Source organism: Caldanaerovirga acetigignens, from assembly GCF_900142995.1.
GTDB classification, from domain to species: domain Bacteria; phylum Bacillota; class Thermosediminibacteria; order Thermosediminibacterales; family Thermosediminibacteraceae; genus Fervidicola; species Fervidicola acetigignens.
Genome location: NZ_FRCR01000008.1, coordinates 73,684 through 90,422 on the forward strand (window position 1 = coordinate 73,684; position 16,739 = coordinate 90,422).

A 16,739-nucleotide genomic window follows, 5' to 3' on the forward strand; every position below is an offset into this window, starting at 1 on the left:
TTGCTCACTCGTAGTTTTTCAGAATTTCTGGCACTTTGTCCGGCGTCATCCTGCCGTAAACATCGTCGTTTATTATTACTACCGGTGCAAGTCCGCATGCACCCACGCACCTGCAAGCATCCAATGAAAATTTTAAGTCATCGGTGGTATCTCCTACTCTTATGCCCAGTTCTTGCTCGATCCTTGCCAAAACTTTGTCCGCTCCTTTTACATAACATGCAGTGCCCAGGCAGGTTCTTATCTGGTACTTCCCTCGGGGTTTTAAGTTGAAAAATGAATAAAATGTAGTAGTGCTGTAAACTTCGCTGAGCGTCACATTTAACGCTTCTGCTACAAGCTTTTGCACTTCTATTGGGAGATAACCAACTATTTTTTGAGCTTCCTGTAGAGCCTGCAGTAGTGCCCCCCTTTGGCCTTTGTATTTTTCCAGCATCTTTTCAACTTCCCTGAGTTTTTCTGCCAACTCCGCATCTTTTTTGGCCGCAAGTTCCATGGCCATCAACCCTCCCGCTTTAGATTAATGTTATTGTTTATACTTTCACAATAAATCACAACTAAAATTGATCTTTAAGGATAACCCTCCTTCCACTCCGGCCTTTGAATGCTTTTCCTAACTCATCAAAGGTCGGTTCTTCTAAGAGAAAGTAAGTCTTTCTAAATACCATATCTTTAAGGCAGTGGGCATCGGAAGAAAATACTACGCTATACCTTGTAAAAATATCCGGAAATTTATTTCTAGCTTCATCAACCGATATATTTTTAGAAAATTCTACAGCATCTATCTTCATGTCCTCCGGTATGAAACCCAACTGCCCTATTATGCCAAAACTCATCCTCTCCGCATGTGCAGGTATCACTATCCCCCCTAATTCCACTACTTTTTCTGACACATTATCTATCGAAAGGCCTACAGATGCTATGAGCAACCTATCTTCTTCACCAATCACATTGCCCATTTTATCCACCACGTACTGGCGTCCCAGCCTTTTAGGGTCGTTTTTCCGAGGAGGAAGGTGTTGGTAAATGAAATCCTCAAATTCCATTGCCAATTCTAGGTTCTCAAAATAGCAAAGCACGTGAACTTCTTCTCTGGTCTGAACTTCAATCCCCGGGAGTATCAGTCCATCAAAATCACAGGATGCCTCCATTACAGCAGATAAGTTTTTTGCTGAATTATGGTCGGCTATTCCTAAAATCTTAATCCCCATAAGCTTTGCCATATTTAAAATATTCGGGGGAACCATCTCGTCTTCTGCACACGGAGAAAGGCATGTGTGCACGTGGAGATCTGCAGGAAATTCCCTTAGCATTTTTCCCTGTCCTTTGACAATACATTATACAGTATTCCACATATTTCGAAAATTGACATTTTAGTTGAAAATATCGGTATATTTTCTTCCTCAGCTTTTTTGACCGTATTTTCCTCAACTTCAACGCCTTCTGCCACAATTATCCCCGCAAGGCCAAGTAGCGCCGCCACAGCCACTATGTTTGGATGGCTCTGCACTGTAATCCAAATTTGATTTTCAGCAGCGTGCCCCATCACCCAACTGAGAAGGTCGGAAGCGTATGCACCAGTTACTTTTCTTTCCAAATTCGTTCCCTTCGTCACAAGATTCAGCGAGAACCTTGCCCCTAGCTCCTCTAAAGTCATAATTCTTCACCTCTTTTCTTATCTTAACCTTCCATCGTAGGGGGCAATTTCTGTGATAATTCCATTACTTCTTCAACAAGCTGCCTCACCTTTTCCCTTAGTTTAAAAACGCAGTCGGTCTCATTTGCTCTACCCTGCACTATATCTTCCGCCAGCGCCCTGCAGTTAGGCGAACCACAGCTTCCGCAATCAAGGCCGGGCAATTCCTTCAAGATCCTTTCCAAAAGTTCCATCTTTTTAATGGCCTTGGCCATATCTTCGTCCAGCTTCATCGCAGGAACGGGTTTTATCTCTTCTTCGAAAAAGTGGTAACCTTTTTTAAAGTCCTCTATTACTGCCGCTTCATCTATCCCTGTTTTACTTGCCAACTTTTCTGCCATCTTTTTCAATCTCACACCGGCGATAAACCTGTTTTCGGGTGTAAGCACCCCTCCCACGCATCCGCCGCTGCATGCCTGCAGTTCCAGATAATCTATATCGGCGAGCCTCCCCAATTCCACTTCTTCTAAAACTTCAATGCAATCGTGTATACCATCGACAGCCAGGCGGTTGCCAAAATCCAATGCCTCGTTTTCTCCTCCCGCCCGTCCCCATCCAACCCCCATGCTGCCGGAAGTTCCAAAAATAGAATGGTGAGTACCTTTGCCGATGTTTTTCAGCACCTTTGCGTAAACCTTGCTCATTGAAAGTACCCCGTCAACGTAAGACTTAGAAGCGCCGATGGGCTGCTTTACCGCCGTCACTTTTGCTGGACATGGACTTATGAAGAAGGCTCCTATTTCCCGGTCCTCCAATCCGTACAGTTTTTTTACAGTTTCCTTAGCTCTTTTAGCGGCTATTTCCACCGGAGCCTTTACCGGCACTATGTTCCTTATAAGCCCCGGAAAACGAACTCTGATCAGGCGCAAAACTGCCGGACATGATGAAGAAATAAAGGGCCTTATATCCTTGTTTTTCATTATATATTCCCTTATAGCAGCGGTAACTTCTTCTGCAGCCAAAGGAACCTCATATACTTCGTCAAAGCCAGAAGCCCTTAAAGCGGCATTTATTGCCTCCTTGGTGGCGCCTTCCTTAAATTGCGCGTAAAAACTGGGTGCCGGCAAAGCTATCGTAAATTTGTAATCCTTTAACATGTCAATATTGTCAGTTGCCGCAAACTTAGCTTGATTTGGACAAACCCTAATGCACTCGCCGCAGTCTATGCACTTTTCTTGCATTATGAAGGCTTTGCCGTTTCGCACTCTAATGGCCTCTGTGGGACAACCTTTTATGCAGTTGGTGCACCCTTTGCATTTTTCTATATCCAGCGTAACCGAATGGTAAAAATTCATTGCTCCACCAGCTTTCTAAGCCCTTGCTATAAATAGATTTTCATTTTCACTTTTGTGCCTTTTGCGACAACAGAAGTTATTTCAAAAACGTCTGAGAATTTCTTCATATTCGGCAGCCCCATTCCAGCTCCAAATCCCATTTCTCTTATACGCTCGGGAGCTGTCGAATATCCCTCCTGCATGGCCAATTCTATATTCTCTATGCCAGGTCCCTCATCTTCTGCCGTTATTTCTATGCAGTAGGGTGTTACTTCAAATATCAACTTTCCCCTGAAAGCATGGATGACTATATTCATCTCCGCTTCATAAGCAACTATTGATGCCCTTCTCATTGCAGAGGGGTTGACGCCCAATTGTTTTAAGACTTTCTTCGCTTGTTCCGTAGCTCTCCCCGCATTCTCGAAATCTCCTCCGTGCACTTCATATACCAGGCGCATAGTGCCAGGTACATTTTCGCTTGAGTTTTGTTCTTCTTGAACTTTCCTTGCTAAAAAGTCCCCTTTCAAACCCGCTTCATAGAGAAGCCCACAACTTTCGTAAAGCGGAAAATCTGTGCAAAGGAGAGGAATACCCCTCTCCTTTGCCAGCTCTATTACATCGCCGGTCGGGCACTTCCCCCTAACGAAAATTATAGCCGCAAATTCTGACATGCCAGCAGTCTGTATTATCTGTCGATGGGTTAAACCAGTCAGCAAAACTGCGTTTCTCTTCGTATCAGCTAATATGTCGCTGATGAGGTCAGCACCGCACGCGTTCGTGATTTCCAATTCTAACGCACCATCATCTCCCGTTAGAACCTCGGCCTTGAGAATCTCCTTTATCTTCTTAAGTTTCATCGAGATTCACCCAAATGAAACGTTAGGTATTCAAGCTGTGAGGCCAAATCTACCCTCCTTAACACAATACCTTCAGGGACCGAGATATTTGCCGGCGCAAAATTTATTATCCCTTTAATTCCACAATCTACCATGAAATCCACTACTTCCTGGGCAGAAGCTGCGGGTACCGCTACTATTCCTAATTTTATCGAAAGGTCTTTAACTTTTTCCTTCAGCTCTTGAAGTGGTCTTATTTCTATCTCCCCTACTTTATTCCCTATCTTCGCAGGGTCAACGTCGAAAATGCCTACTATGTCAAAACCCCTTTCGGCAAATCCACCATACATAGCGAGGGCTGCCCCCAAGCGCCCTGCACCAATTATTATCACCGGCCAGCGCCTGTCGAGCCCTAAAATCTTCATGATGTAGTTATAGAGCTCCCTAGGATTATAACCCACGCCTCTCGTTCCGAATTCCCCGAAGTAGGCCAGGTCTTTCCTAACCTGAGCAGGAGTGACTCCAGTCGCTTTTGCTATCTGTTGAGAAGAAACAGTGGAAATTCCCTTTTCGTCAGCTTCTTTTAAATAACGCGAATAGGCAGTGAGCCTCCCTACAGTAGCTTCAGGTATTTTGAATTTTTTAAACAACCAAATCACTCCTTGTATTCATTTTATCATAATATACTTGTTTTTACAATATTAAAAGAGAAAAAAATCACAGTTTGTTAATTTTTTAACAATGCATTTAACTACTATTTTTTGAGAGTATAGTCGTTATCGGTTATTTTAAAATTAAGCTCTTTAACACCGGATGAGACGTATACTTCTTTGTCTTTCGTTACAAAAATCGCCTCTATATCCGGCAAGTTTTCAACCAGTTCCATGCCGCGCTGTAAACCCAGCGAAAAAACGGCAGTAGAAAGTGCATCAGCATCTATAGAACTATTCCCTATTATTGTCACGCTCACTAAGCCGTTTTCGACTGGATATCCCGTCAAAGTGTCGAGTATATGATGATATCTTTTTCCTCCCTCTTCGAAAAACCTTTCGTACACTCCTGATGTGACCAAAGTCTTATTTTCAGCTTCTATAGTGGCAAATATCTCTCCTCTCGGCTTAAACGGGTCCTGTATACCTATTTTCCATAGCTGTCCGTTCGGCTTTCTTCCGAGTACGTACACATTTCCACCGAGGTCTGCCACTGCACTTTTCATTCCCCTTTCCTTTAATACCTTTATAACTTCATCCGCTGCATAACCTTTCGCAATACCGCCAAGGTCTATAGCCATTCCGGGCTTTTTTAGCATAATAGTTTTTTCGTTCTCATCGAGCAAAACATCCCTGTAATTTATAAGCTTAAGGGCTTCTATTATTTCGCTTTTCTCGGGTACGTGCGCTTTATCGGTGCCAATACCCCACAGATTCACCAAAGGTCCGACGGTTATATCAAACTTTCCACCGGATAGGTCCGAAAAGTAAAGTCCCCTTTTTATCACGAAAAAGGTATCGGAGCTGACTTTTACGGGATTCTTACCCGCCGCTTCATTTACCGCCGTAACCTCGCTGTCGCTCGCCCTCGCGTTCATCTTTTTGTCTATCTGTCCGATCCTCTCAAAAGCAGCGTCAATCGCTTCCGACGCCCCATCGCCGTATGCCGAAATTTTGATAAGCGTATCGAGCTGAAAATTTGTCTTCACCACCGGCTTGTCCTCAGAACGGCTACAGGAGGTTAAAATGAATATAAGCGCAGAAAGAATGATGCAAGTTAAGATTCTCCTTCTCATCTTCAAAAGGCGACAAGTCTTGTCGCATCCACCCCCTTTTCTCAATTTCATACACTATTATATCAATAAATTGATATCCTTCAAATGTTCAATCAAATATTTTTTTGTACCAATATTTTTTGCTATTACTCTCTCTATTTCAACAAAATACTGTACATAGTAACTTTATCTAATTTTATCCCCATTTCCTTTGCTTTCTTTATTAGAACATTATACCTGAACATTGCTGCTTCCAGCCGTGCAATGGCGGCATCTATTTCTTCCGGCTCATTTTTTGCCCACTGAAAGGCTTTTTCAGCTATCTGGAGTTCATTTTTCGCTTCCTCAATTTCCCTCAGGATGGATTTATTGTCCTTTTTAGGACGATTGCAGTTACACTTTTTCGCCATAAAATAGCCCCCTTCTATAATCCATATATATTCACCGAAGGGGGCAAAACTTCAACCAACTTCGACTAATTCTTCAAAATACTTCTTACTTTACCAATCAGGTAAAGTGAACCAGCGAAGACCACCAAATCCTCGGAAGAGGCCATATCCAGTGCCGCTTTAACAGCTTTTTCTATATCGTCGCTTTCGTATACTTCCGGAGTTTTTCCAAAAGTAAGTTTCCTAATTGATTCTGCAAGCTCTGCTGCCGACAACGCCCTTGGGCTATCAGGTCTTGTGGTGATTATCGAATCTGCTATCGGAGTTATTTCACTCAACATATCAACGTAATCCTTATCACTTAAAATGCCTATCACGAGTATAATCCTCTTTTCGGGGAAATATTTCAATAAAGCTTCTTTTAGCACCCGAATCCCTGCAATGTTGTGAGCACCGTCGATCAACACGTAAGGATTTTCTTTCAATATCTCTAGTCTCCCGGGCCATCGGGCTTTTTCAAGGCCTTTTCTCACCGCTTCAGAAGGTATATCAATTCCATAGCGCTGCAGGGCTTCTACCGCAACCACCGCAGTAGCAGCATTGTCCAGTTGATGGTCCCCTAAAAGCCTTATTTTCAGTTGTTGGTAATTGTGCTTTGAAGTCTTGAGGTCAAAAGTCTGGCCTTCCACACCCCAATTTATTAGGCGGTAGCTCGCCTCTTTTTCAACCTTCACCAGCGATGAGTTCAGCTTACTGCACGTTTCTTCGATAACCTTCATGGCTTCCTCATCCTGCGGTGCAGTTACCGTAGCCCTGCCTGGTTTGATTATTCCGCACTTTTCCCTTGCAATTTCTGTCAGCGTGCTGCCAAGGTACTGCTGGTGGTCGTAGCTGATGGGTGTGATGACACTTACAAGAGGAGTTATTACGTTGGTCGCATCGAACCTTCCACCCATCCCCACTTCCAGCACCAGGAAATCCACCTTTTGTTCCTTGAAGTAAAGAAAACCGAGAGCCGTCACTACTTCGAACTCTGTGGGGACACTCCAGCCCTTTTTTTCCATCTCTTCGACCGCGTTTTTCACCTTTTCGGTGAGCCTTGCGATGTCATCGTCGGGGATATTTCGGCCGTCAACCTTTATCCTCTCGTTGAACACTTCCAGGTAGGGCGAAATATAAAGCCCAACCCGGTAACCTGCAGCCCTCAAAATAGAATCTATCATGGCGCAGGTAGAACCCTTGCCGTTGGTGCCAGCCACGTGTAATATTTTGATTCCTTCCTGGGGATTTCCCAGGATTTCTAGCAATTTTTTTATTCTATCCAATCCTAACCTTATACCGAATTTTGTAAGTCCATGAATATACTCTAGGGCTTCCTTATAACTCAGCATGAGGATATCTCCTTTCAACTTCCTCCACTAAGTATTTTCAATCTAGCCTCTATGCGCTTTAGTATATCGAGATAGTCCTTCTCCTTTTGCTTTTCCTTTTCCACAACATCCTTCGGAGCTTTTGCGAGGAAATTGTGGTTTGAAAGTTTTTTCCTGACTGATGCAATTTCTTTTTCCAAATCCGACTTTTCCTTTTGTAACCTTGCGACTTCTGCTTCCAGGTCCACCAGCCCCTCCATGGGGATGAATATTTCCGCACCCCTTATGACGCAGCTCATGGCTTTGCCGGGGGCAGGATTTCCTTCAGGGATGAAATCTGCTTCTGAAACTTTTGCTAGGGCCTTTATTATTTCAATGTTTTGCCTAAGCAGCTCGTGGGTTTTTGCATCACCAGTTCTAACCACCGCTTTTGCCTTCTTGGAAGGAGGCACGTTCATCTCCGCTCTGATGTTTCTGATGCCTCTCACCGCATCCATGAGAAGTTGCATATTGACTGCATCTTCAAATTGCCAATCGGGTCTGTATTCCGGCCAGGCTGACACCATTATGCTCCTTCCCTCATGTGGCAGGTGCTGCCATATCTCTTCCGTGATAAAAGGCATGAATGGGTGCAGCAGCCTCAAAACTCTCTCCAGCACCGTATAAAGCACCTGCTTGGTTCTCATTTTTGCCGATTCGTCCTCGCCGTAAAGGTCTATCTTTGCCATTTCGATGTACCAGTCGCAAAACTCGCTCCAGAAAAAGTCGTAGACCTTCTGGGCCGCCATCCCGACCTCAAATCTTTCTAAAAACTCCGTAACGTCCCTCGTCACATCGTTGAGCCTTGACAAAATCCAGCGGTCCTTGAGCGACAGCTTATCAATTTCTACCTCTCCTGGTTCGAAATCTTCCAGGTTCATCATCACGAAGCGGGAAGCGTTCCATATCTTGTTTGCAAAATTCCTGCTGTGCTCCGCTTTCTCCCACGAAAACCTTATATCGTTTCCCGGAGTGTTGCCAGTGCAAAGTGCGAATCTAAGGGTGTCAGCACCGTACTTTTCTATGACCTCCAACGGGTCTATGCCGTTGCCCAGAGATTTGCTCATCTTGCGACCCTGAGCGTCTCTCACAAGGCCGGTTATCGCCACGTATTTAAACGGTTCTTTTTTCATGAATTCCATCGCCATAAATATCATGCGGGCCACCCAGAAGAATATGATATCATAGCCAGTGACCAGCACTGTGGTCGGGTAAAAATAATCGAGGTCCTCAGTCTGGTCAGGCCACCCCAAGGTGGAGAAGGGCCATAGTGCCGAACTGAACCAGGTATCCAAAACATCGGGGTCCTGTTCCAAAGAAGTTCCGCCGCATTTTGTGCATTTTGCAGGGGTTTCCCGAGAAACTATGGTTTCTCCGCAATCCTGGCAATACCAGGCGGGAATCCTGTGACCCCACCAGAGCTGCCTTGAAATACACCAGTCGTGGATATTCTCTAGCCAGTTAATGTAAATTTTTGTAAACCTCTCCGGTACGAACTGCACCTTTCCCTGCTTTACTACCTCTATGGCGGGCTCCGCCAGAGGCTTCATCCTGACGAACCATTGCTTTGAAACCATTGGCTCTACAACGGTATCGCACCTGTAACACTTGCCGACGCTGTGGGTTAGGTCTTCTATCTTTGCCATGAAGTCTTTTTCTTTCAATTCTTCTACCATAGCCTTCCGGCACTCGTACCTGTCTTGTCCTTTAAACTTTCCTGCGCTTTCGTTCATCCGCCCTTCTTCATCCATCACCTTGATTATAGGCAATCCGTGCCTGAGGCCTATTTCAAAGTCGTTGGGGTCATGGCCAGGGGTTATCTTCACGGCACCGGTGCCGAACTGCATATCCACGTACTCGTCGGCGATTACAGGAATTTCCCTTCCCACCAGCGGCAATATCACGGTCTTTCCGATATATGCCCTGTACCTTTCATCGGCGGGATTTACTGCTACCGCCGTATCTCCCAAGATGGTCTCTGGCCTGGTGGTCGCCACCGTTATGTGCCCCGAACCATCGCTAAAGGGGTATTTCACGTAATAGAGCTTATCCTGCCTTTCCTCGTGTTCCACCTCTATATCGGAAAGAGTGGTCTTGCAGGTGGGGCACCAGTTTACGATATAATCGCCCCGGTATATCAGGCCCTTTTCGTAAAGCCTCACGAACACTTCCCTCACGGCACGGCTGAGCCCTTCGTCCAGGGTAAATCTGAACCTTGACCAGTCACAAGAAGCTCCGAGTTTTTTCAGCTGGTTTACTATGGTGTTGCCGTACTTTTCCTTCCAGGCCCAAACCCTCTCGAGGAACTTTTCCCTTCCGAGGTCGTATTTGGAAAGCCCTTCCTCCGCCAACTGCTCCTTCACCTTAGCTTCCGTAGCAATCCCCGCATGGTCGGTGCCGGGCAGCCACAGCGTCGGATATCCTTTCATTCTTTTATACCTTATCAGGATGTCCTGGATGGTGTTGTTCAGAGCATGTCCGAGATGGAGGTTGCCGGTCACGTTGGGCGGAGGGATAACTATGGTGAAGGGTTCCTTCTCCGGCTCGATCTTCGCCCTGAAAAACTCGTTTTCTTCCCAGAACTTATACCATTTTTCCTCTACCTTCTTAGGGTCGTAAACGGAAGGAATATCGGAAAAAGCCATTATGATACATCTCCTCCTTTCAATACTCGAGAAAAACTTAAGGCCTTTCGCCCTGATTTAAGGACGAAAGGCCTCTTTCGCGGTACCACCTTAGTTCCCGGACTTTCAAATCCGGGCTCTCAAAAATATAACGGTAAAAACCGGCTCCAGCTACTTTTCGCCGAAGCGGCTCAGGGGCGACCTTCAAAAGCTGCCCTTAAGAAGGCTTTCAGCCAGTGGCCTCCCTCTCTTTATAAGGGCGGGCTTCCTACTCCTCCCCGTCAAAGCCTTTGAAATCTCAATTTTATTGTATATTTTACCTTCAGGCTCTTGCTTTGTCAAGGGCATCTAGCTTTTTCACACGATCGGCATTTCAAACCCAGGCACTCACGCTTATTCTCAACAAAAACCTTATCCACACAAGCATCTGGCGATATATGCCGTCCTCAATCCTTTTGGGACTGCAATTTATGCACGCTGCCGCTGTCTATTGGTCAAAAAGTCCCTAAATCATTAATTATTTCTTCCACAGTACTGACTGCATCCTCGGCCAATTCCACGGCTTTTGTAGCTATTTCCCTATTATACACCTTCGCGGGAATACCGTCCGGCAGGCCGTTAGGATATCTTGTGGGAATGTAATAGCCGTCTAATACAGACCATTTTTCACACTTTTCTCCTATCTTTTCATCATATTGGGCGGCCTTCCGGGCTAATACGTTCACCGAATGGCCCAGGACTATAGCTTCCCCCATAGCATATAAAAGAGCTTTAATGGCTTTTTCAGCCACTTGCTGGGCTAAAAAGCAAGCGATATGGTAGCCGCCTTGTTCAGCCAACATCCTTGCCCACTTCAAGTCTTCTTTTGCCTGTTCCAGCCATCTCTTACCCTCTTCCATCCCCGACCTTCTCATACAGCACCCTCCCCTCGGCAGCAGCCCTTCTGAAAAAAGGCTTTTCCTTTATAGTTTGCCATTCTTCAGGCGTATAAACAAGTATATCTGCAGCTACTCTAGGAGCTATTTTCCTATAGATAAAACCTATCCGCTCGATAAAGGGCAAATCGCTCTTTAAAATAGCTATAATATCAAGATCGGTAAAAAGGTCCTCACGCCCACCGGCATAAGACCCGAAGAGCAATATTTTTTCCGCTCCGAGCTTTTTTAGTTCTGCTGTGATTCTTTCCAGTTCACTTTTCAGCAGAGCTTTGTACTCTTTTTCCGTCCTTTTTACATCCATTGCCCTCATTCCCTAGGAAATAATTGTGGAGGTTATTATTATGTTTCATATTAGCATAATAGCAAATTTTTGTAAATAAAAGCCTTTTTCCCTGCAAATCCTCTCTTACAATTATATATATAATCCTAAAGTAAGGTGAATTCTTTCAGTCAATTTTTGCGCCGTTGATATCTTTTGTATTGAAAATATGTTCTTGTCCTTCTGATATATTTACTCTTGCGGATCGTTTTTCGATCTCTTCGGAACTTCCAAACTATCTCGCCGATATTTTGCCCTTTTATAAAAGAAGCTTTTCTGATATCATCAGCCGTCATATCAATCCGCCCTCAGAACAAAAGTATTGCCGGTTTCGAAGCACTTAAGTCCCCGCGAAAAGACGACGCAACCGACAACGTTCAGGAGTACAGCGAATCTCAGGCTCCCCAGTATCCACCAATAAACCCGGTTATAAATCACCTGAACGGGGACGTAAGAGATGAAACCCGCAGGAATTACGGTGAATATTATCCATTTGGCCGCTCCCCTGAATATCCAGTTGGGGTACGTGTTGAAGGTGATCAGGGCGTTGTATAATTCTGTACCGATACCGTCGGCTGACTTGAGGAAAAAGCCAAGTGAACCTAGGATGAGGAGAAAGCCGTGGATGATTGCAGCCGAGATCACCGACATCAGCAAGAATAATAAAATCGCCAGCAATTCAGGTTTCAGTATTATAAAGCTGATAAACCATATTGCGGCTTCCAGCAAATCTATAAGCTGCATTCTGGCGATCAAGAGGTGAAAGAGTGCATTTTTAGGTCTTACAAGGTAGTACTCCAGCTTGCCCTCGTTGATAATCGCCGGGACCTTGTAAACATTGTAGAACACGCTGACCAACGCCAAAGCAACGTTCAGAACGGCCCATATAGTGAATAAATGGACGAACTGCCATTCGGAAATATTGGGAAACCTCCTGAAAAACACCCACCAGAAGACCAGCCAGATGGCACTGTTTAAGAGGGAGCCGAACAGGGCTATAAGACTACTGACCCTGTATTCCAAAAGCTCTTTAGCGTTAACGTGAAAGTAACCCAAAAACAGCCCTAGGTATTTACCCGCCGTTAACATCCAGGCGTTTCACCCCCATCCGGTATACTGACATCCCGATAAAGAATAGCAAAATGCATATAAAAATCTGTTCCGCCATAAGGCTCCAAACTTGAGTAATGTCACAATCTACAAACAATTTGGCAGGGGCGTATACCATAAACCGGAAAGGAAGCCACTCCGACAGCCTGCGGAGAAAAGGCGGAAACAAAGTAATGGGTATTATCATTCCTCCAAGCAGCATCTGCAGCCTGGAATAAACCAGGAAAAAGGGTGATACATCCTCCACCCAGAACGCGAGAAACCCGACGGTGATCATTCCGATCAGGTCGGCCAGCATCGCTAGGGCCACCGTTACCATAAGAAAAGGCAACGCAGATAAGCCAGGAAGGTATGGTCCTATCATAACGGACATGACGGCATATCCCACCATAAGGGTGGATATGAACCTCACCATCCGTTCCCCGAAACTTACGCTCAACTGAAATAATAGATAGTTATAAGGCCGGGCGAGGGTATAGCTGACGGCTCCGGTTCGAATATCCTCTTCCACTTTCTGATACACCCTGGGGCGCGAAATAACGATGGACTCGGTAAATACCAGGTACCAGAGCATCTGTTTCAGGTCAAACCCGCCAATCACTCCGGCGCCGGAGCGGCTGTAGGTTACCGTCCATAGATTGACGAATAAAAACAGGATAACCACCAGGAACCCCGACCTGAAAATCACTTCGGAAGTATACGCCAGGTAATTCTTTGCGCTCAAAGCGGCAGCAGCTAAGTATTTATCCATCGATTTGAGCATTCTGCTCCGCCTCCCGCCCAGCCAGGTAACCCGAAAGGTAAATGTGCTGGATTATTGATTCCAGAGGAGGGTCCTGAATGGTTATGTTCCGGACCGTGTTGTGCGCAACTATTCGGCTCACCACTTCGTTTACATCACACGTTTTTAAATCTACTTCTAATCTCACCACAGGCCCATTTTGATCGATTACCCTGGCCCCCGGCAGGAGGTTCCAATCGCTGGGCTGTTCCGCAAACTCAATTTCAACAATCTTGGAATGGAAAAAGCTCTTCCTCATTTCCCTTATTTTCGACTCCAGTACGATTCTGCCCTCGTTGAGAACGATGACATCCTCGCAGATCCGCTCAATGTCGTCAGTGTCATGGGAGGTAAGAATTATGGTCACGTTTTTACGCTGGTTAAGGTCCTTTAAAATATCTATCACCATGGACCTAGCCACCACGTCCAGGCCGATAGTCGGTTCGTCCAAAAACAGTATCTCCGGCTTATGGATGAGAGCTGCAGCGATCTCGCAGCGCATGCGCTGTCCCAGGGAAAGCTTGCGTACCGGTTGGTAGAGGAAGGTGCTGAGATCGAATAAATCGATCAGCTCCTTCATTCGCTCTTTGAGCTCGCTTCGGTCTATATCGTATATTCTACCCAGCAAATGATAGGTATCTATGGGAGGCAGGTGGTACCACAATTGGGACCTCTGACCTAATACAGAGGAAATACGGTACGCCAATCTGCTGCGGTCTTTAAAAGGGTCCATTCCAAGAACCTTTATGCTGCCCTGCGTCGGGCTCAAGATACCGCACAACAGTTTTATCATTGTCGATTTGCCTGCACCGTTGGGTCCTATCAGCGCCAGAGCCCGGCCGGGTTCCACTTTGAACGAGACGTCTTTTACCGCCTCTATCACCTGCCGCTCTCGACGCGTCCACCCCTTGATCTTCCATAGGGTATAGTGTTTTGAAACGTGGTTGACCTCTTTACACAAAGGACTCACCTTTCCTTAAACGAAAAGTTAACGCCTTCATAAAAACACTGGACAGGGTAAATTTCATTAATTAAACTGTTATTGTATTTGGACGGGAAATTTAAATCATGGCCAGGCATGCGAATGGATTAAAATTTTAAACCCGTTTCAAATGTATAAAATTCCTTTATTTGCTAGAAGCAGAAAATCGCCGACATCAAGCTACCGTTGCGATGTTTCGGAATTCACACACTTGACAATCACCTTCCTCTTCCTTGGGCCGTCAAATTCGCAGAAAAGCACGCCCTGCCAGGTGCCAAGGACGGGCCTGCCATCTTCTATCGCTAAAACTACGGAGCTTCCCACAAGCGTCGCCTTTATGTGGGCATCGGAGTTTCCTTCCACGTGCCTATAGTTACCCCTTTGCGGGATAAGCTTCTCCAGAGTGTTTATTATATCGGTTTTGACATCGTCATCGGCGTTTTCGTTTATGGTCACCCCTGCCGTGGTATGGGGTACGAAAATGAGGCATAGCCCGTCCTTTACCCCAGATTCCGATACGGCCTTTTTTACCTCGTCGGTTATATCCACCATCTGATTCCTGGCAGTTGTCTTCACTTCGATTTCTATCATAACCCTCCTTAATCATCTAAGCCGTAATAAAACTTTACAGCCTAGACGGCTGGGGTATTTATAGTCCGCCTTTCAGGTTGCCTCAGCCCCAGCAGGCGGTTTTTGAGGCAAACATTATGCAGGAAAACCCCGCTTTAATCGCGGGGTTTTATCTTTTCTCTGCATTTGCTTGTTATTTATTCCTGAGGGATTTCAGTTCCGGGTTCTTGCCCGGCCGTTTCTTCAGAAGTTTGCTGGTTTGAGGTGCTTTCCTGAGTGATATTCTCTTGTGTGACATCCTCTTGTGCGACATTCTCTTGGCTAGTTTCCGTTTCCTGAGGTTCTTCTATGTCTATGTCCTCGGTATCCGGATTGTAGTTTACCTTTTTGCCGAGAGTTTCACTAATGAACCTGAGCGGCACGAACGTCCTGTTGATTATAAGTTGGGCGGGCACATCTATGGTTACAGGATTGTCGTTGACGTACACCGTGGTACTCCCGATAACTATTGTGATTTTAACGTCCCCTTTTTCTATATACACAGCCTTTGCAACTTCATCCCAGCTCACTGTAGCCCCAAAACCGTTCATGATAGCCCGAATCGGTATTAATGTCCTTCCGTCCTTAATAACCGGCGGGACGTCAAATTTTATTTCCTTATTGTTGATTCTCACCCTGCCCCTGAGCTTTTTCATGCTGCCCCAACTTATCTTAGCCTGCTCTTTTGTCCTGTTTTCGGCTTGCACCTGGAGCTTTTTTTCCTTCCCTGCATTGCTCAATTTATTGTTTTCCTGGAGTTTGACTTCAGCCTTAGCTTTTACTTCTGTCCCCTTCCCTTTTGGATTGGGCGCTGCGAAGGCAAGTGAGGAAATGATAAGAAGGAAAATCAGACTGACGCTTAAAATTCTTATAGCTCTTCTCCTCAACTCGATCCCCCTCCATAAGTTTTTATCCTTTTTTTCAATTACAATATACGAAAAACGGATTTTATTTTTTGGGGTAATTTTTACTATTCGCTTTGAGTTTTAATGTCAGTTTCTTTGATTTTTAAAAATTTCTTAATCACCTTTATCTCTTGCTGCAATTTTTTTATATTAATTGGTAACTCCCATTTTGGTAATGCCTTTACCCTTGCAATATCCACAGCACTCTCACCAAATATATAGCTTATAGCAAGGATTACCAATTTCCAATATATGTCTTTATCCACATTGAGATCAAGGCCTTCGCTTAAAACTATAAACACAGCAGTTGCTACTGCAATCCAAAATTTTCTGCTCATTAGTTTTTCTCTCAAATTGCCTCCCATTACTTTCTCACCTCAACCTGTTTCTTTTTGTCATTCCAATAAACTTTCAAGCCAAGGGCTTCACATAGTTTTCTAACCTCAACATACGCTTTGCCATCCTTTATAAAACCGTCCAATTCTTTTCCTTCAAACAAAATTTTAATTCTAACCACATTTTCCTCATCTTTTTTTCTTAGATCATTAAATAGTCTATACCATGGGAATTTTGGTCCTGGGCAGTTTGCCTTTCCAACACTGTCTATTCTATAATGTCCGATGATATGTTCTTCGTCTATAGGTATCTCATATCTCTGTACTAAAAGTCTATGCAACGAGAGTGAAGCCTGATATTGTGCCTCAGTTAAATCTTCGTTCGGGAAACCTTCATGTTCTATACCAATTGTATAATAATTAGGATTTGTCCCATCATATAATGGCCAGCAAGGTCTTTTTACCATTCCAGCATGCCATGCTGTATTTTCATCTTTAACCAATTGAAATATTCTGCCGTCCTTTGTTACAAGATAATGAGCGCTTACTTGAGCTTTGGGATTGCACAGCCAATTAAGGCACCCCGGCATATATCCGGCGGTTACGTGATCCACAATAGCGATTATTTTTTTACCTTTTCTACCTGCAGTAAAATTAGGCGAGGGAGTCCATTTAACATTCACTTTGTTCACCCCTCTCACCCCTCTCTATTTCAGAATTCTTTATTTTTGCCTGCTAGCGTTAGGCTTGCACTTGCAAAGGAAATTCCC

General features: G+C 44.8%; 19 protein-coding genes and 1 other annotated feature. All 19 genes read right to left on the reverse strand.

Going from position 1 to position 16,739, the window contains the following annotated elements; all coding sequences use genetic code 11:
* Positions 1–4 precede the first annotated feature (4 nt).
* A complete protein-coding gene (nuoE, locus tag BUB66_RS07505) occupies positions 5–493 on the reverse strand; it encodes an NADH-quinone oxidoreductase subunit NuoE (protein ID WP_073256987.1) in 489 nt (162 codons plus the stop codon).
* 61 nt (positions 494–554) lie between these two features.
* On the reverse strand, positions 555–1,310 hold the full coding sequence (locus BUB66_RS07510; RefSeq protein ID WP_073256990.1) for a PHP domain-containing protein: 756 nt from the start codon (positions 1,308–1,310) through the stop codon (positions 555–557).
* The gene (locus tag BUB66_RS07515; RefSeq protein ID WP_073256994.1) at positions 1,304–1,654 is read right to left on the reverse strand and encodes a DRTGG domain-containing protein; all 351 of its coding nucleotides are present in this window, start codon (positions 1,652–1,654) and stop codon (positions 1,304–1,306) included. Before BUB66_RS07515 ends, BUB66_RS07510 begins: the two co-directional genes overlap by 7 nt.
* Positions 1,655–1,677: 23 nt before the next feature.
* Positions 1,678–2,988 (reverse strand): [Fe-Fe] hydrogenase large subunit C-terminal domain-containing protein, encoded by a 1,311-nt coding sequence (locus tag BUB66_RS07520; protein WP_073256997.1) that lies wholly within the window; start codon positions 2,986–2,988, stop codon positions 1,678–1,680.
* Positions 2,989–3,014: 26 nt separating this feature from the next.
* Positions 3,015–3,824 (reverse strand): ATP-binding protein, encoded by an 810-nt coding sequence (locus BUB66_RS07525; RefSeq protein WP_073257000.1) that lies wholly within the window; start codon positions 3,822–3,824, stop codon positions 3,015–3,017.
* On the reverse strand, positions 3,821–4,453 hold the full coding sequence (locus tag BUB66_RS07530; RefSeq protein ID WP_073257003.1) for a redox-sensing transcriptional repressor Rex: 633 nt from the start codon (positions 4,451–4,453) through the stop codon (positions 3,821–3,823). Before BUB66_RS07530 ends, BUB66_RS07525 begins: the two co-directional genes overlap by 4 nt.
* Before the next feature lie 104 nt (positions 4,454–4,557).
* Positions 4,558–5,589 (reverse strand): FAD:protein FMN transferase, encoded by a 1,032-nt coding sequence (locus tag BUB66_RS07535; RefSeq protein WP_073257006.1) that lies wholly within the window; start codon positions 5,587–5,589, stop codon positions 4,558–4,560.
* A 134-nt stretch (positions 5,590–5,723) separates the two neighbouring features.
* Entirely contained in the window at positions 5,724–5,978 is a 255-nt protein-coding gene (locus BUB66_RS07540; protein WP_073257009.1) for a DUF2508 family protein, read from the reverse strand.
* Between the two features lie 65 nt (positions 5,979–6,043).
* On the reverse strand, positions 6,044–7,345 hold the full coding sequence (locus BUB66_RS07545; RefSeq protein ID WP_073257198.1) for a bifunctional folylpolyglutamate synthase/dihydrofolate synthase: 1,302 nt from the start codon (positions 7,343–7,345) through the stop codon (positions 6,044–6,046).
* Positions 7,346–7,362: 17 nt separating this feature from the next.
* Positions 7,363–10,011 (reverse strand): valine--tRNA ligase, encoded by a 2,649-nt coding sequence (locus BUB66_RS07550; protein WP_073257011.1) that lies wholly within the window; start codon positions 10,009–10,011, stop codon positions 7,363–7,365.
* Between the two features lie 56 nt (positions 10,012–10,067).
* Positions 10,068–10,284 (reverse strand) — a binding site (T-box leader).
* 200 nt (positions 10,285–10,484) lie between these two features.
* Positions 10,485–10,904, reverse strand: a complete 420-nt coding sequence (locus tag BUB66_RS07555) for a HEPN domain-containing protein (protein WP_073257014.1) — start codon at positions 10,902–10,904, stop codon at positions 10,485–10,487.
* A complete protein-coding gene (locus BUB66_RS07560; protein WP_073257017.1) occupies positions 10,876–11,229 on the reverse strand; it encodes a nucleotidyltransferase domain-containing protein in 354 nt (117 codons plus the stop codon). The genes BUB66_RS07555 and BUB66_RS07560 overlap by 29 nt, the downstream gene beginning before the upstream one ends.
* A 315-nt stretch (positions 11,230–11,544) precedes the next feature.
* On the reverse strand, positions 11,545–12,336 hold the full coding sequence (locus tag BUB66_RS07565) for an ABC transporter permease (RefSeq protein WP_073257020.1): 792 nt from the start codon (positions 12,334–12,336) through the stop codon (positions 11,545–11,547).
* Entirely contained in the window at positions 12,320–13,120 is an 801-nt protein-coding gene (locus BUB66_RS07570) for an ABC transporter permease (protein ID WP_073257023.1), read from the reverse strand. The genes BUB66_RS07565 and BUB66_RS07570 overlap by 17 nt, the downstream gene beginning before the upstream one ends.
* Positions 13,101–14,108 carry an ABC transporter ATP-binding protein gene (locus tag BUB66_RS07575; protein ID WP_244269794.1) on the reverse strand — a complete coding sequence of 336 codons (1,008 nt, stop codon included), beginning with the start codon at positions 14,106–14,108 and terminating at the stop codon, positions 13,101–13,103. Before BUB66_RS07575 ends, BUB66_RS07570 begins: the two co-directional genes overlap by 20 nt.
* A gap of 192 nt (positions 14,109–14,300) precedes the next feature.
* The gene (locus tag BUB66_RS07580) at positions 14,301–14,711 is read right to left on the reverse strand and encodes a secondary thiamine-phosphate synthase enzyme YjbQ (protein WP_073257028.1); all 411 of its coding nucleotides are present in this window, start codon (positions 14,709–14,711) and stop codon (positions 14,301–14,303) included.
* 176 nt (positions 14,712–14,887) lie between these two features.
* A complete protein-coding gene (locus BUB66_RS07585) occupies positions 14,888–15,616 on the reverse strand; it encodes a copper amine oxidase N-terminal domain-containing protein (protein WP_143156252.1) in 729 nt (242 codons plus the stop codon).
* A gap of 83 nt (positions 15,617–15,699) precedes the next feature.
* Positions 15,700–15,999, reverse strand: a complete 300-nt coding sequence (locus BUB66_RS12350) for a hypothetical protein (protein WP_198409398.1) — start codon at positions 15,997–15,999, stop codon at positions 15,700–15,702.
* Positions 15,999–16,661 carry an N-acetylmuramoyl-L-alanine amidase gene (locus BUB66_RS07595; protein WP_073257031.1) on the reverse strand — a complete coding sequence of 221 codons (663 nt, stop codon included), beginning with the start codon at positions 16,659–16,661 and terminating at the stop codon, positions 15,999–16,001. Before BUB66_RS07595 ends, BUB66_RS12350 begins: the two co-directional genes overlap by 1 nt.
* Positions 16,662–16,739: the final 78 nt, after the last annotated feature.

What these genes read in the sequence shown, in the direction of transcription:
- nuoE (WP_073256987.1), bottom strand. Translation starts at nt 493, where the DNA reads ATGGAACTTGCGGCCAAAAAAGATGCGGAGTTGGCAGAAAAACTCAGG.
- BUB66_RS07510 (WP_073256990.1), bottom strand. Translation starts at nt 1,310, where the DNA reads ATGCTAAGGGAATTTCCTGCAGATCTCCACGTGCACACATGCCTTTCT.
- BUB66_RS07515 (WP_073256994.1), bottom strand. Translation starts at nt 1,654, where the DNA reads ATGACTTTAGAGGAGCTAGGGGCAAGGTTCTCGCTGAATCTTGTGACG.
- BUB66_RS07520 (WP_073256997.1), bottom strand. Translation starts at nt 2,988, where the DNA reads ATGAATTTTTACCATTCGGTTACGCTGGATATAGAAAAATGCAAAGGG.
- BUB66_RS07525 (WP_073257000.1), bottom strand. Translation starts at nt 3,824, where the DNA reads ATGAAACTTAAGAAGATAAAGGAGATTCTCAAGGCCGAGGTTCTAACG.
- BUB66_RS07535 (WP_073257006.1), bottom strand. Translation starts at nt 5,589, where the DNA reads ATGAGAAGGAGAATCTTAACTTGCATCATTCTTTCTGCGCTTATATTC.
- BUB66_RS07540 (WP_073257009.1), bottom strand. Translation starts at nt 5,978, where the DNA reads ATGGCGAAAAAGTGTAACTGCAATCGTCCTAAAAAGGACAATAAATCC.
- BUB66_RS07550 (WP_073257011.1), bottom strand. Translation starts at nt 10,011, where the DNA reads ATGGCTTTTTCCGATATTCCTTCCGTTTACGACCCTAAGAAGGTAGAG.
- BUB66_RS07555 (WP_073257014.1), bottom strand. Translation starts at nt 10,904, where the DNA reads ATGAGAAGGTCGGGGATGGAAGAGGGTAAGAGATGGCTGGAACAGGCA.
- BUB66_RS07560 (WP_073257017.1), bottom strand. Translation starts at nt 11,229, where the DNA reads ATGGATGTAAAAAGGACGGAAAAAGAGTACAAAGCTCTGCTGAAAAGT.
- BUB66_RS07565 (WP_073257020.1), bottom strand. Translation starts at nt 12,336, where the DNA reads ATGTTAACGGCGGGTAAATACCTAGGGCTGTTTTTGGGTTACTTTCAC.
- BUB66_RS07570 (WP_073257023.1), bottom strand. Translation starts at nt 13,120, where the DNA reads ATGCTCAAATCGATGGATAAATACTTAGCTGCTGCCGCTTTGAGCGCA.
- BUB66_RS07580 (WP_073257028.1), bottom strand. Translation starts at nt 14,711, where the DNA reads ATGATAGAAATCGAAGTGAAGACAACTGCCAGGAATCAGATGGTGGAT.
- BUB66_RS12350 (WP_198409398.1), bottom strand. Translation starts at nt 15,999, where the DNA reads ATGGGAGGCAATTTGAGAGAAAAACTAATGAGCAGAAAATTTTGGATT.